Source organism: Burkholderia sp. JPY481 (assembly GCF_038900515.1).
In the GTDB taxonomy this organism is placed as follows: Bacteria; Pseudomonadota; Gammaproteobacteria; order Burkholderiales; family Burkholderiaceae; genus Paraburkholderia; species Paraburkholderia youngii.
In genome coordinates this window covers 995,018-1,008,411 of record NZ_JAYMRT010000001.1, presented here as the reverse complement: position 1 = coordinate 1,008,411, position 13,394 = coordinate 995,018, and the positions used below count along the sequence as shown (strand labels likewise).

The window sequence follows — 13,394 nt, the reverse complement described above, 5'->3', positions numbered from 1 at the left end:
GCCGAGGCACTCCCTCGGCGTGCGATACGGAGACTTGCAATGCAGAAAATCCTCGTTGCCCGTTCGATCTTTCCCGATGTGATCGAGCGGCTCAAACAATACTTCGACGTCGACTGGAACGAGGGCGACGTGTTGCCCGCCGACGAGCTGAAGCGCCGTCTCGCGGACAAGGACGGCGCTCTGACGGCCGGCGAGATGATCGACGCGAGCGTGCTCGCCGCGGCACCGCGTCTGCGCGTCGTGTCGAACATGGCGGTCGGCTACAACAACTTCGACATGGCCGCGTTCAACGCGGCGAACGTGCTCGGCACCAACACGCCGGACGTGCTGAACGAATCGACCGCCGACTTCGGCTGGGCGCTGATGATGGCCGCCGCGCGCCGCATCGCCGAGTCGGAGCACTGGCTGCGCGCGGGACTCTGGCAGAAGTGGAGCTACGACGGCTTCCTCGGCAGCGACCTGTACGGCTCGACGCTCGGTGTGATCGGCATGGGCCGCATCGGCCAGGCGCTCGCGCGTCGCGCGCAGGGCTTCAATATGCGAGTCATTTATCACAACCGCTCGCGCGTCGCGCCGCAAATCGAGGCCGAGCTGAACGCGGAATACGTGTCGAAAGAGGATCTGCTGCGGCGCGCCGACCACGTCGTGCTGGTGCTGCCGTACACCAAAGACAACCACCACACGATCGGCGCGGCCGAACTCGCGCTGATGAAGCCGAGCGCGACGCTGACGAACATCGCGCGCGGCGGCATCGTCGACGATGCGGCATTGGCCGAAGCGCTGCGCGACAGGCGCATCGCGGCCGCTGGTCTCGACGTGTTCGAGGGCGAACCGAATCTGCATCCGGCGCTGCTAAGCGTGCCGAACGTCGTGCTGACGCCGCACATCGCGAGCGCGACCGAAACCACTCGCCGCGCGATGGCGAACCTCGCCGCGGACAATCTGATCGCCGGGCTCGGCGCAGGACCGCGCGCCGGTCAGCCGCCGAATCCGATCAACCCCGACGTGATCGGCAAGGCGCGTTCATGACGATGATTCTGGTGGCGGCCGTCGCGGTGCTGGCGGTCGCCCTCGTGATCGCATTGGCCTTGCTGATGCGCGGTCACGACCGCACGGAGCAGCACGAGCAGTTCGAGATGCTGAACGCACGCGTCGATGCCGTCGTCGACGCCCAAGTGCATACCGCCGAGCGGCTCGAGCGGCAACTGCGCAACGACATCGCCGAGACCGCGCGCGTGTCGCGCACCGAGCAGAGCGGCGGCTTCGCGCAGTTTCAGCAGACCCTCGCCGCGCAGTTCAGCAGCATGACCACGGTGCAGGGGGGCAAGATCGACGGCTTCGCGCAGCAGCTCGATGCCGTGCGTCACAGCCTGCAGGCGCAGGCGCAGCAGGCGCGCGACGAGCAGGGCCGCTCGCTCAAGCAGTTCGGCGACACGCTGAGCCTGCAACTCGGCCAACTGACCGAGGCGAACGACCGGCGCTTCGCCGAAGTGCGCGCGACGATCGAGCAGCGTCTGAAGGACATCGAGGCGAACAACGCGACGCGGCTCGAGGAGATGCGCCGCACCGTCGACGAAAAACTGCATGCGACGCTAGAGCAACGGCTCGGCGAATCGTTCAAGCTGGTGTCCGACCGGCTCGAACAGGTGCATCGCGGGCTCGGCGAAATGCAGACGCTGGCGGCCGGTGTCGGCGATCTGAAGCGCGTGCTGACCAACGTGAAGACGCGCGGCACGTGGGGTGAAGTGCAGCTCGAAGCCTTGCTCGAACAACTGCTCACCGCCGATCAATACGCGAAGAACGTTGCGACCGTGCCGAAGAGCGGTGATCGCGTGGAGTTTGCGATTCGACTGCCGGGGCGTCCGGAACCCGGCGGCGCGAATACGCCGGTATGGCTGCCGATCGACGCCAAATTCCCGCGCGAGGATTACGAGCGGCTGATCGAAGCGCAGGAGCGCGCCGATCCCGTTGCGGTCGAGGAAGCATCGCGCGCACTCGAAGTGCGGATTCGCGCCGAGGCGCGCACCATCGCGGAGAAGTACGTGGCGCCGCCGCATACGACCGACTTCGCGCTGCTGTTTTTGCCGACCGAAGGCCTGTACGCCGAAGTGCTGCGCCGGCCGGGGCTCTCGGATCTGCTGCAGCGCGACTATCGCGTGACGATTGCGGGGCCGACCACGCTGACCGCGTTGCTCAACAGTCTGCAGATGGGTTTCCGCACGCTCGCGATCGAAAAGCGTTCGAGCGAGGTGTGGCAGGTGCTCGGCGCGGTGAAGACGGAGTTCGGCAAATTCGGCGACGTGCTCGCGAAGACCAAGGCGCAGCTCGAAACCGTCACACGTTCGATCGAGGCCGCCGAAACGCGTACGCGCATGATGAACCGCAAACTGCGCGACGTCGAGGCGTTACCGGGCGAGGAGGCGAGCGGGTTGCTTGGGGATGCGCTGTCGGGTGTGGAACCCGATGAGCAATGACGGGTGAAGCGCTGGAATCCGGGCTCTTTTGGCCCGACGCGCCAGCGCATCGCCCGTCACGCTTCTTCCGGTGCGTCGGCCAGATGGATTTCGATACCGCCGAAGCGCGACGCGACCCAGTTGTAGGCGTGGCACGCGATCCACAACAGCACGAAGCCGAGGATCGCGTTCAACAGCAGCGCGCTAAATACCGTGCTCAGCTCCACCGAACCATAGCGAACGAAAGCGACCACCACGCCGAGCAGCACGATCGGCACCGAGAACGTCAGATACACGAGGATCAGCGCTTTGGCCGTCTGTCCTGGTGCGATGAACGAGATCTGTTTTTTCATGTAAGTCAAACCCCAGTGTGTCTTAGTAGTGGTAGTGGGTGGAGTGCGGATCAGATGCTGATGTAGTGCCGATGTCGTGCGATCGATGCGCCGCCTGGAACGTCAGATGAGACCGTCGAACAGCATGATCGACACGCGATCGCCGACGTCGATTTCGCCCTCGTCGTGGCCGAGCACGATGAAGCAGTTCGCTTCGCTCATCGAACTCAGCACGCCGGAGCTTTGCGAACCGGTCGGGCTCACGTGCCAGTGTCCGTGCGCGTCCTGTTCGGCGATGCCGCGCTGGAATTCGGTGCGGCCCGCGCGCTTGTTCACCGCCACGCGGCTCGTCGCGTGAATCACCGGCAATGGCCGTGGCGTCGCGCCGGCCGTCAGCAGCAGCGCTTCGCGCACGATCTGATAGAACGTCACCATCACGGCGACCGGATTGCCGGGCAGGCCGAAGAATAACGCAGGTTTGCCGAGCCCTGGCTGGGCGCCGGACCACAGGCGGCCGAACGCGAGCGGCCGGCCGGGGCGCATCGCGAGACTCCAGAAGGCGACGTCGCCGAAAGTCTGCAGCAGTTGCTTCGTGAAGTCCGCTTCGCCGACCGACACGCCGCCCGAAGTCAGCACCACGTCGGCATTGGCCGCGGCACTGCGCAGCGCGGCTTCGAGCGCGGCCGGCTCGTCACGCACGACGCCGAGATCGAGCGCGTCGACGTTCAGGCGCCGCAGCATTGCAAACAGCGTGTAGCGGTTGCTGTCGTAGACCGAGCCGGCGTCGAGCGGCTCGCCAAGCGAGCGCAGCTCGTCGCCGGTCGAAAAGAACGCAACCCGCAGACGCCGCCGCACGCTGACTTCGCCGATGCCGAGCGACGCGAGCAGGCCGAGGTCCGACGCGCGCACGATGCGCCCGGCATGCAGCGCGACGTGGCCGCGCGCGAGATCTTCGCCGGCGCGACGGCGGTTCGCGCCCGCCGCGACCGCGCTGGCCGCGAAGCGGATCGAAGGGGAATCTGCGCTGTCGCGCTCGACCCGCTCTTGCGGCACGACGGTGTCGCAGCCGGCGGGTATGCAGGCGCCCGTCATCACGCGCACGCACTGGTTCGCCGCGACGCGGCCCGTGAACGGATGGCCCGCGAGCGCCTTGCCGGCGACGGTCAGCTCGACGCTGTCCGCGCCGCCTCGCATACCGGCCGTGAGCGCCGCGTGATTAAACGCGTAACCGTCCATCGCGGAGTTGTCGTGCGCGGGCACGTCGATCGGCGACACGATGTCGGCGGCGAGCACGCGCTCGAGCGCATCGCGCAACGCCACGCGCTCGACGGCCGCCACGGGCGTCGCCCACTGCCGGACGATCGCCTGAGCGGCCGGGACGGGTAGCGCATGAGGATCGTACTGCGCGACGCAGCGTGAAAAGTCGTTGAGCGTGGTCATGAATGGCTGGGCGTCGCGACCGGAGACGGGCGCGGCTATTGCCGTGCGGCCGGAGCGGATGTCAGCCGGGGCCTCGATTACGTTCGAGGTCGGCGAGTTCTTGTAACGAGTTGGCATTGTAGAACGCGCGCTCGTCGGCAAAGACGACTTCGACCGTCTTGTGGCGCGCGTACCACGCGCGGACCTTGCGTTCCCCTGCGGCCAGACAGGCGGCCAGGTCGTCCGCGACGGCGGTGCGCATCAACGCGAACACTGGGTGCAGCGAAGTTTCGCCATGAGTGTCGACGGTGGTGACGGTCGCGATATCGGCGTGGTTCGCGTCGAGCGCATCAGCGAGGCGCACGGCGAGGTCGGCCGGCAGCCACGGCGAATCGCAGGGCGCGCTCAGCAGGTAGGCCGTGCCGGCGGCACGCAGTCCGGCGAGCATGCCGGCGAGCGGGCCGGGAAAGTCGGGCAGCGGATCAGCGACGACCGTCGCGCGATACGGCGCGCCGAGCGCGGCATAGATGTCGGGATGGCGGTTCGCGCTGATCATCAGCGGGCCGGTCTGCGGCGCGAGGCGTCGTAGCACGTGAGCGGCGAGCGCTTCACCGTGCAGCGGCTGCAGCCCCTTGTCGACGCCGCCCATGCGCGTGCCGCGCCCGCCCGCAAGCACGAGGCCGGTGATCTGTTCGCGGGGGATGGACATGCGCCGGCCGCTCAGCCGCCGATGTAGGACATTTCGACGCGACGCCCGGCCGGCTCGCTCGAATCGGCCGGCTGGCTGCCGCGCAGCTGCGAGTAGCGGTCACTGCGGCCCTGCCAGATTTCGGCGATCGCGGTGGCGATCTCGGCATCGCTCGCACCGCCGCGCAACAGCGCGCGCAGGTCATGCCCGCCCGATGCGAACAGGCAAAGGTACAGCTTGCCCTCGGTCGACAAACGCGCGCGCGTGCAATTGCCGCAGAACGCGCGGGTGACGCTCGAAATGACGCCGATCTCGCCGCCGCCGTCGGCATAACCCCAGCGTTGCGCGGTTTCGGCGGCGCTGTGCGCTTCGAGCGGAACGAGCGGGAAATGCTCGGCGATGCGCGTGACGACGTCGGCGGAAGGCAGCACTTCGGTCATGTTCCAGCCGTTCGAGGTGCCGACGTCCATGTACTCGATGAAGCGCAGCACCGCGCCCGTGCCTCTGAAATGACGCGCCATCGGGACGATTTCGCCGTCGTTGGTGCCGCGTTTGACGACCATGTTCACCTTGATCGGGGCGAGCCCGACCGCCTGAGCGGCGGCGATGCCGTCGAGCACGTCGGCGACCGCGAAGTCGGCGTCGTTCATGCGGCGAAACAGTGCGTCGTCGAGCGCGTCGAGGCTGACGGTCACGCGCGTGAGGCCGGCGTCTTTCAGGCTGCGCGCCTTGCGCGCGAGCAGCGAGCCGTTGGTGGTCAGCGTGAGATCGAGCGGGCGGCCGGCAGGGGTGCTCAAGCGGGCGAGCCGGTCGATCAGGAACTCGAGGTTCTTGCGCAGCAGCGGTTCGCCGCCCGTCAGGCGAATCTTCTCGACGCCATGCGCGACGAATTGCTGCGCGAGCCGCTCGATCTCCTCGAAACTCAGCAGCGCGCTGTGCGGCAGGAACGCATAGTCCTTGTCGAACACCGCGCGCGGCATGCAGTAGACGCAGCGGAAGTTGCAGCGGTCCGTCACCGAGATGCGCAGGTCGTGCAGCGGACGCGCGAGCGCATCGTGCAGCGCGCCGCTAGGCGCCTGCACTGGGCCGGTGATGACCGGCGCCGCGCTGAGATCGGCAACAGGGATGATGCGTCGTGGCATGGAGTGCTTCGTCAGAGGCTTGAACGGATCGCGGATGATTAATTCTATCGGAAATGCCCGTGATGGCAGGCGGACGGCGCGCGTTGTCGGGGTATACGGGGAGCGACGTGGCGCGCCTTGCGGCCAGGACAAAACGTCCCAAAAAAAAGCCCGCCGGGAAGGGCGGGCTTTTTCACGTACAACGACGCGGCTTACTGCGGATGCTTGATCGTCTCGACCTGTTGCATCGGAGTGTTGTCGACCGGCGGCAGCGCTTTGCGCTCGCGGACGACGCGCGGCGGCTTGACCGTCTGCGCCGCCGCTTCCTGCGCGGCACGCAGTTTGTCGGCGTCGGTGTTCACCCAGATCAGGCCAGCTTGCTCGAGGATCGGCTGCAATGCATCGGCCGATGCGGCGGCGGGCGCTGCGCTGCGCACGGGCGCCGGCTGCGGGGCCGCAGCGACGTGCGCCGGTTCGGCCACGGCCGGTTCCGGTGCGACGACCGGTTGCGGCTCGACGATCTCGGCCTGCGGTGCCGGCACGGCTGCCGGTGCCTCGACGATCGTGGCCGGAGCCGCGGTGTCGAGCGCAGCCGGGGCGGCTTGCGGTTCGCTCGGGACGGCCGGTTGCGCTTCCAGCGCCGGCTCGACTGCCGGCGATTCGGCATGTGCGGCAGGTTCGACCGGGGCAACCGGCGCGACCGGTTCGCTCGCGGCCGGCGCGGCTTGCTCTGCTTGCGCCGGCGTTTCGATAGCCGGTTGCGCCGCCACCGGAGCCTGCTCGACCGGCACGACCTTTTCGGTCTTCGCGGCATTTTCCGCGGCGAGAGCCGGCGTTTCGGCTGCCGCATGCAGTTCGGTGACGACGGCGCTTTGCGTTGCGACAGCGGCGACCACCACTTCGACCGGGGTCACGTCCTTCGCTTCACTGGCCGCAGGCGTGTGCTCGACAGGCTGCTCGATACGCACCGGCGCTTCGTCGCTGGCGGCAACGTTGTCACCTTCCGCTTCCGCGACGTCCGCCGCGAGGTTGCCATTCACGTCCTCTTCACGCTCGCGACGACCACCACGACGGCCGCGACGGCGACGACGACGCTCTTCACCGTCACGCGCGACCGCTTCCTGGTCGACCGGCACGCCGTTTTCACCGGCTGCGGCGCGGTTGCGCGCGAGTTCGTCGGCGGCTTGCGTGTCGGTTTGGGTTAGCGCCGCGGCGGCTTCCGCCTGCGGCTTGCGACGCTCGCCACGCTCGACGCGTTCAGCGCGTTCACCACGCTCGCGGCGCTCACCGCGTTCCTGACGTTCGGCGCGTGCCGTGCCTTCGACGGCTTCCACGCGCTCGGCGCCGCGGGTGTCGCGTTCGCGTGCTTCACGCGGCTCGCGAGTCTCACGCGGTTCGCGGCCTTCACGAGCCTCACGCGGTTCGCGTTGCTCACGCGGCGCGCGCGGCTCACGGCCCTCGCGTGCCTCGCGGCCTTCCCGTTCCTCGCGACGCTGCGACGGCTGCTGACCTTGCGCCTGACGGCCGCCGGTGACGCCTTCGCCACGCGCTGCCGCGTCGCGGCCCCCTGCGCCGCCACGGCGATTGCGGTTGCGATCGCCGCCGCGCTCGCCCGTGCGCTCACCGCGCTCGGTGCGTTCGCCGCGTTGCGGACGGCCCTGCTTGTCGGCCGTGGCCGGCGCGGCAGGTGCCGGAGCAGCCGGCTGCATGCCGAACAGATTCTTCAGCCAGCCAATGAAGCCGCCGCTGGCCGGTGTCACCGCGACCGGAGCGGGGGTGGCCGCCGGGCGGACCGGTGCGCTCGGAGCCGGCTTCTCGGGCGTGATGCCCTTGACCGCCGCTTCCTGCTTCGGCTTCACTTCCTCGGTGCGCTTGCTGTAGCCGGTTTCCGATTCGAGCTCGCGGGCCGCTTCTTCGGCCATCTTCCACGATGCGCGCGGATCGTCGAGGCGCGCGTCGTCGTGACGCAGACGCTCGAGTTTGTAGTGCGGCGTGTCGAGGTGCTTGTTCGGGATCAGCACGACGTTGACCTTGAAACGCGACTCGATCTTGTTGATTTCGGCGCGCTTCTCGTTCAACAGAAAGGCGGTCACTTCGACCGGCACCTGGCAGTGGATCGCGGCGGTGTTTTCCTTCATCGCTTCTTCCTGAATGATCCGCAGCACTTGCAGCGCGGACGATTCGGTATCGCGGATGTGACCCGTGCCGTTACAACGCGGACACGTGACGTGGCTGCCTTCCGAGAGCGCCGGGCGCAGACGCTGGCGCGACAGCTCCATCAGGCCGAAGCGCGAGATCTTGCCCATCTGGACGCGGGCGCGGTCATGCTTCAGCGCGTCTTTCAGTCGCTGCTCGACTTCGCGCTGGCTCTTGGCCGATTCCATGTCGATGAAGTCGATCACGATCAGGCCGCCCAGGTCGCGCAGACGCAGCTGGCGGGCGACTTCGTCGGCGGCTTCGAGGTTCGTGCGCGCGGCGGTTTCCTCGATGTCGGCGCCCTTGGTAGCGCGCGCCGAGTTCACGTCGATTGCGACGAGCGCTTCGGTGTGGTCGATCACGATCGCGCCGCCCGACGGCAGCGGCACCGTGCGCGAGTACGCGGTCTCGATCTGGTGCTCGATCTGGAAACGCGAGAACAGCGGCACGTCGTCGTGGTAGCGCTTCACCTTGCCGACGTTGTCCGGCATCACGATGTCCATGAAGGCGCGCGCCTGGTCATGGATTTCGGTCGTGTCGATCAGGATTTCGCCGATATCGGGCTGGAAGTAGTCGCGAATCGCGCGGATCACGAGGCTCGATTCCAGATAGATCAGCATCGGCTGGCCGGCCGTGCCGCTTTGCGACGCGGCTTCGATCGCGCGCCACAGCTGCATCAGGTAGTTCAGGTCCCACTGCAGCTCTTCGGCGCTGCGGCCGATACCAGCCGTGCGCGCGATGATGCTCATGCCTTCCGGCAGTTGCAGCTGCGCCATGGTTTCGCGCAGTTCCTGACGGTCGTCGCCTTCGATCCGGCGCGACACGCCGCCGCCACGCGGGTTATTCGGCATCAGCACCAGATAGCGGCCGGCGAGCGAGATGAACGTGGTCAGGGCTGCGCCCTTGTTGCCGCGTTCTTCCTTTTCGACCTGGACGATCAGTTCCTGACCTTCCTTCAGCGCGTCCTGGATGCGTGCGGAACGCATGTCGACGCCTTCGCGGAAGTACTGGCGGGCGACTTCCTTGAACGGCAGGAAGCCGTGGCGGTCTTCGCCGTAGTTGACGAAGCAGGCCTCGAGCGACGGCTCGATGCGCGTGATGATGCCCTTGTAAATATTGCCTTTGCGCTGTTCGCGCCCGGCGGTTTCGATGTCAATGTCGATGAGTTTTTGCCCATCGACGATGGCGACGCGCAGTTCTTCCTGCTGCGTCGCATTGAACAACATTCGTTTCATTGAACGGCTCCAGAGCGGCCTCGCCGGCCCGGCTGCGCGGTTGTCAGTCGCGAGAGCGTAAAGGGCAGGCGTGCCGCGTCTTATTGTGTTTTCACAAGCACGCTGGAGCGGGAAAGATGGCGGGAGAATTGCCTGAGAGGGCCCGGCCCGATTAAAAGATGGGCACGGTGCCGCAGGGCACATGCGAACACGGCTTCAAATCATGGCCTGACACGCCGCGTTTAGCCAGCAGACCTTCATAAGTCTTCGTCCTGTGAAGCCGGCGCGCCAACTAGGCGCACGAGCGGAGGGCCGAAGTCCGCGGTCATGCCGCAACGGGAAGTTCGCGCAGGCGGCGCGTCTTTTCCTGCTGGGGGTGTCTCGCCTTTCTTTTGACGTCGCCATGTCTTGTACTTTCTACAAGACGCCTCGGGCGCACGCCGTATTTTCGCGACTTGCAGCTTCGTCCAGCAGGGCGTCATACCACCCGGATCACGAAGCTGGAAGCTAAATTCTTTTTTACCAAAATTCCGTTACCGTCGAAGCCGACCTTGGCCGAACGCGCCTGCGGGCGCCGTCCCTGCCGGGGGCTGACTTCGTGCGTGCAACTTGTTGCATCTCATTTTCAGGGCGAGCAACCAGACCCCGGCGCAAGTAAAATAACGGTTTATCGCTTGCGCTCGCCGCAATCCACTCGCATTCCGTACGCTGTGCGGACACTGCGCCGGCCGTCGCGGACTGCTGGGCAAATTATATTCAGAATGAAAGAGTTAGGCAAAACATCCCAGAGATCGGTTGCAGGCGCGGTCGAAGGCTCGGTTTCAGGCGACCAGGTTTCGCTGATCGAAATCGACGACCGATCGGCTGGTCAGCGCATCGATAATTTCCTGCTGCGCGTCTGCAAGGGCGTGCCGAAAAGCCATATTTACCGCATCCTGCGTAGCGGCGAAGTGCGCGTCAACAAGGGCCGGATCGATGCGCAATACCGGCTCGAACTGGGCGATCTGGTGCGTGTGCCGCCGATCCGCATCGCCCAGCCGAATCAGGCCGTAGCCCAGGTGCCCGTGCCCGCGGCGGGCTTTCGCATTCTGTTCGAAGACGAGCATTTGCTGGTGATCGATAAGCCAGCCGGCGTCGCGGTCCACGGCGGCAGCGGAGTTGCGTTCGGCGTGATCGAGCAGATGCGCGAGGCCCGGCCCCAGGCGAAGTTTCTCGAACTCGTGCACCGGCTGGATCGCGAGACCTCGGGCATCCTGATGCTTGCGAAGAAGCGCGCGGCGCTCGTCAATCTGCACGAGCAGATCCGCGACAACCGGATGGACAAGCGCTACTACGCTTGCGTGCACGGCGAATGGGCAAGCGACTGGGGGCGCCGTCGAGCGGTGAAGGAGCCGCTGCACAAGTACCTGACCGCCGACGGCGAGCGCCGCGTGCGCGTGCAGGCCGATGGGCTCGCGTCGCACACGATCTTCAATCTGGTCGACCGCTGGCCGGAATACGCGCTGTTGGAGGCAGAACTAAAGACGGGGCGCACGCACCAGATTCGCGTGCATTTGCAGCATCTGGCACTACCGATCGTCGGCGACGCCAAATACGGTGATTTCGCGCTTAACAAGGCTCTTTCCCGCGCGAACGCGAAGCCCGGGATCAAGCGTATGTTTCTGCACGCTTACCGGCTCAAGCTCACGCATCCGGCCACCGGCGCGCCGTTGCAAATCGAGGCGCCGCTGCCGGCCGACTGCCGCGGCTTTATAGAACAACTCAACGAACTACGCACTGGGTCCAACCCGGAGACGACCTTGCATGGCTAGAGAGCAATTTGACCTGATCGTGTTTGACTGGGATGGCACGCTGATGGATTCGACCGCGCATATCACGCGCAGCATCCAGGCAGCGTGTCGCGATCTCGGCCTGCCGGTACCCGCCGACGAAGCCGCGAGCTATGTGATCGGCCTGGGCCTGCGCGACGCACTGCAGATCGCCGCGCCGACGCTCGATCCGGCCGACTATTCGCGGCTTTCTGAGCGTTACCGCTTTCATTTTCTGGTAAAGGATCAGACCACCGAGCTATTCCCCGGCGTGCGCGAGATGCTCCAGGAGTTGCGCGATGTCGGCTATCTGCTCGCGGTCGCGACCGGCAAGAGTCGCGTCGGGCTCAATCGCGCGCTCGATCAGGCACGTCTGACGAGCCTGTTCGACGGCACGCGTTGCGCCGACGAAACCTTCTCGAAGCCCCATCCGGCAATGCTGCACGAGCTTACCCGTGAGTTGGGGCAGGATACGGCGCGCACGGTCATGATCGGCGATACGACGCACGACTTGCAGATGGCGCTCAACGCCGGCGTGGCGGGCATCGGCGTGACTTACGGCGCGCATCCGGCGAATTCGCTGAATGCGATGTCGCCGAAGTTCGTTGCTTCGAGCATCAGCGATTTGTCCAGCTGGCTGCGGGAGAACGCATGAGCGCCGGCGGCGTGAATGCTGCGACGGCCGCGGCTGCGCAGGCGGTGCGCATTTGCGCGGCCGAGGAGCTGATCGACGGGGGCGAGGGCATCCGGCGCGACGCGCGGCTCGGCGGGCAGGATGCCGTGGTGTTTTTCGTCCGCTATGATGGCCGCGCCTACGGCTATCTGAACCGCTGCGCTCACGTGCCGATGGAACTCGACTGGCAGGAAGGGCAGTTCTTCGAATCGTCCGGCTTATACTTGATGTGCGCGACACATGGCGCGATTTACGTGCCGGATACCGGCAAATGCGTCGGTGGTCCATGTCGTGGAGGCAGATTGCGTGCCCTGCAGGTCGAGGAACGCGATACGCCTGAGGGCCGTGCGGTATTCTGGTTGCCTGACGACGAATTGCTGCCCGTCACGCGCTGATTTCCTCTCCAATTTATCCACTGTCCGCATGTCCGACAATTTGACCCCCGGAAAGGACCCTGCCTCAGGAGACCGCTCGGGTGCGCCCGCCGACCGGCCCGGCTGGGAGCGTGCCGCTCTCGAGCGCATCGCGCTCGCCGCGATCAATGAGCAACGCGCCGCGCGGCGCTGGCGGATTTTTTTCCGCTTCCTGTTCCTCGGAGTCCTCGCACTGGTAGTGTGGGGTGTGCTGAGTTTTTCGGGCGAGCGGGTCGCCACTACCGGCCGGCATACGGCGATGGTGTCGCTTGACGGTGAGATCTCGACGGATACGAACGCGAACGCAGAAGATATCAACACTGCCCTCGATTCCGCATTCGAAGATTCCAATACCGCGGGGGTGATTCTCTATTGCAATAGCCCGGGCGGCAGTCCGGTCCAGGCGGGCATTATCAACAGCGAAGTTCGGCGTTTGCGCGGGAAATATCCGTCTATTCCGCTGTATGTCGTAGTTGGGGATATGTGCGCGTCCGGCGGTTACTACGCGGCCGCGGCCGCGGAGAAGATTTATGTCGACAAGGCGAGCATCGTCGGTTCGATCGGCGTTTTGATGGACAGCTTCGGTTTCACTGGTCTGATGGACAAGCTGGGGATTCAGCGCCGGCTGCACACCTCGGGAGAGAACAAAGGGTTTTTTGATCCGTTCTCGCCTGAGACGCCGAAGATGGACGAACATGCGCAGGTTTTGCTCGATCAGATCCACGCGCAGTTCATCGACGCGGTGCGTCAGGGGCGCGGCAAGCGGCTGCATGAGACACCGGACATGTTCTCGGGTCTGTTTTGGACGGGGCAGAAGAGCGTCGAATTGGGCCTCGCGGACGGTTTGGGCAATGCGGATTACGTTGCGCGAGAGATCTTCAAGGCACCGGATATCGTCGATTACACGGTAAAGGAGAGCATCACGGATCGCGTTGCGCGCAAATTCGGCGCCGCGGTCGGCGCCGGCGCGGTTCGGGCGATGGCGCTCGGCGCGAAAATGAACCTGCGTTGAACCCGCAGTAAGGAAAGAAGCCCGCGGGTCGGCTTGGCCGATCGCGCGGGCTTTGTCTTGCGTGC

Annotated in this window: 11 protein-coding genes; 6 read left to right on the top strand and 5 right to left on the bottom strand. The window is 65.9% G+C overall.

The genetic code is table 11. From position 1 onward, the window contains the following. Nucleotides 1-39 precede the first annotated feature (39 nt). Nucleotides 40-1,029, top strand: a complete 990-nt coding sequence (locus VSR82_RS04600) for a 2-hydroxyacid dehydrogenase (protein WP_368586545.1) — start codon at nucleotides 40-42, stop codon at nucleotides 1,027-1,029. Continuing rightward, nucleotides 1,026-2,474, top strand: a complete 1,449-nt coding sequence (locus VSR82_RS04595) for a DNA recombination protein RmuC (protein ID WP_429458438.1) — start codon at nucleotides 1,026-1,028, stop codon at nucleotides 2,472-2,474. The genes VSR82_RS04600 and VSR82_RS04595 overlap by 4 nt, the downstream gene beginning before the upstream one ends. Nucleotides 2,475-2,530: 56 nt before the next feature. Here VSR82_RS04595 and VSR82_RS04590 read toward each other — a convergent pair whose 3' ends face one another. The 5 genes from VSR82_RS04590 to VSR82_RS04570 form a co-directional block, all read right to left on the bottom strand. Further along, complete coding sequence (locus VSR82_RS04590) at nucleotides 2,531-2,806, bottom strand: hypothetical protein (RefSeq protein WP_008923126.1); 276 nt, start codon at nucleotides 2,804-2,806, stop codon at nucleotides 2,531-2,533. A gap of 102 nt (nucleotides 2,807-2,908) precedes the next feature. After that, nucleotides 2,909-4,225, bottom strand: a complete 1,317-nt coding sequence (gene moeA / locus VSR82_RS04585) for a molybdopterin molybdotransferase MoeA (protein ID WP_429458440.1) — start codon at nucleotides 4,223-4,225, stop codon at nucleotides 2,909-2,911. 61 nt (nucleotides 4,226-4,286) lie between these two features. Then, entirely contained in the window at nucleotides 4,287-4,913 is a 627-nt protein-coding gene (gene mobA / locus VSR82_RS04580) for a molybdenum cofactor guanylyltransferase MobA (RefSeq protein ID WP_429458442.1), read from the bottom strand. A gap of 11 nt (nucleotides 4,914-4,924) precedes the next feature. Beyond that, nucleotides 4,925-6,034, bottom strand: coding sequence for a GTP 3',8-cyclase MoaA (moaA, locus tag VSR82_RS04575; protein ID WP_429458444.1), 1,110 nt, complete (start codon nucleotides 6,032-6,034; stop codon nucleotides 4,925-4,927). 191 nt (nucleotides 6,035-6,225) lie between these two features. Then, nucleotides 6,226-9,444, bottom strand: coding sequence for an Rne/Rng family ribonuclease (locus VSR82_RS04570; protein ID WP_429458446.1), 3,219 nt, complete (start codon nucleotides 9,442-9,444; stop codon nucleotides 6,226-6,228). Between the two features lie 740 nt (nucleotides 9,445-10,184). Between VSR82_RS04570 and VSR82_RS04565 the strand changes: the two genes are divergently transcribed. The 4 genes from VSR82_RS04565 to VSR82_RS04550 are packed head-to-tail and all read left to right on the top strand — an operon-like array spanning nucleotide 10,185 to nucleotide 13,329. Then, nucleotides 10,185-11,234, top strand: a complete 1,050-nt coding sequence (locus VSR82_RS04565; RefSeq protein ID WP_429458448.1) for an RluA family pseudouridine synthase — start codon at nucleotides 10,185-10,187, stop codon at nucleotides 11,232-11,234. After that, entirely contained in the window at nucleotides 11,227-11,886 is a 660-nt protein-coding gene (locus tag VSR82_RS04560) for an HAD-IA family hydrolase (RefSeq protein WP_176105449.1), read from the top strand. The genes VSR82_RS04565 and VSR82_RS04560 overlap by 8 nt, the downstream gene beginning before the upstream one ends. Next, on the top strand, nucleotides 11,883-12,299 hold the full coding sequence (locus tag VSR82_RS04555; RefSeq protein WP_498857504.1) for a Rieske (2Fe-2S) protein: 417 nt from the start codon (nucleotides 11,883-11,885) through the stop codon (nucleotides 12,297-12,299). The genes VSR82_RS04560 and VSR82_RS04555 overlap by 4 nt, the downstream gene beginning before the upstream one ends. A 28-nt stretch (nucleotides 12,300-12,327) precedes the next feature. Next, complete coding sequence (locus tag VSR82_RS04550; protein ID WP_410849570.1) at nucleotides 12,328-13,329, top strand: S49 family peptidase; 1,002 nt, start codon at nucleotides 12,328-12,330, stop codon at nucleotides 13,327-13,329. The last annotated feature ends 65 nt before the right edge of the window (nucleotides 13,330-13,394 follow it).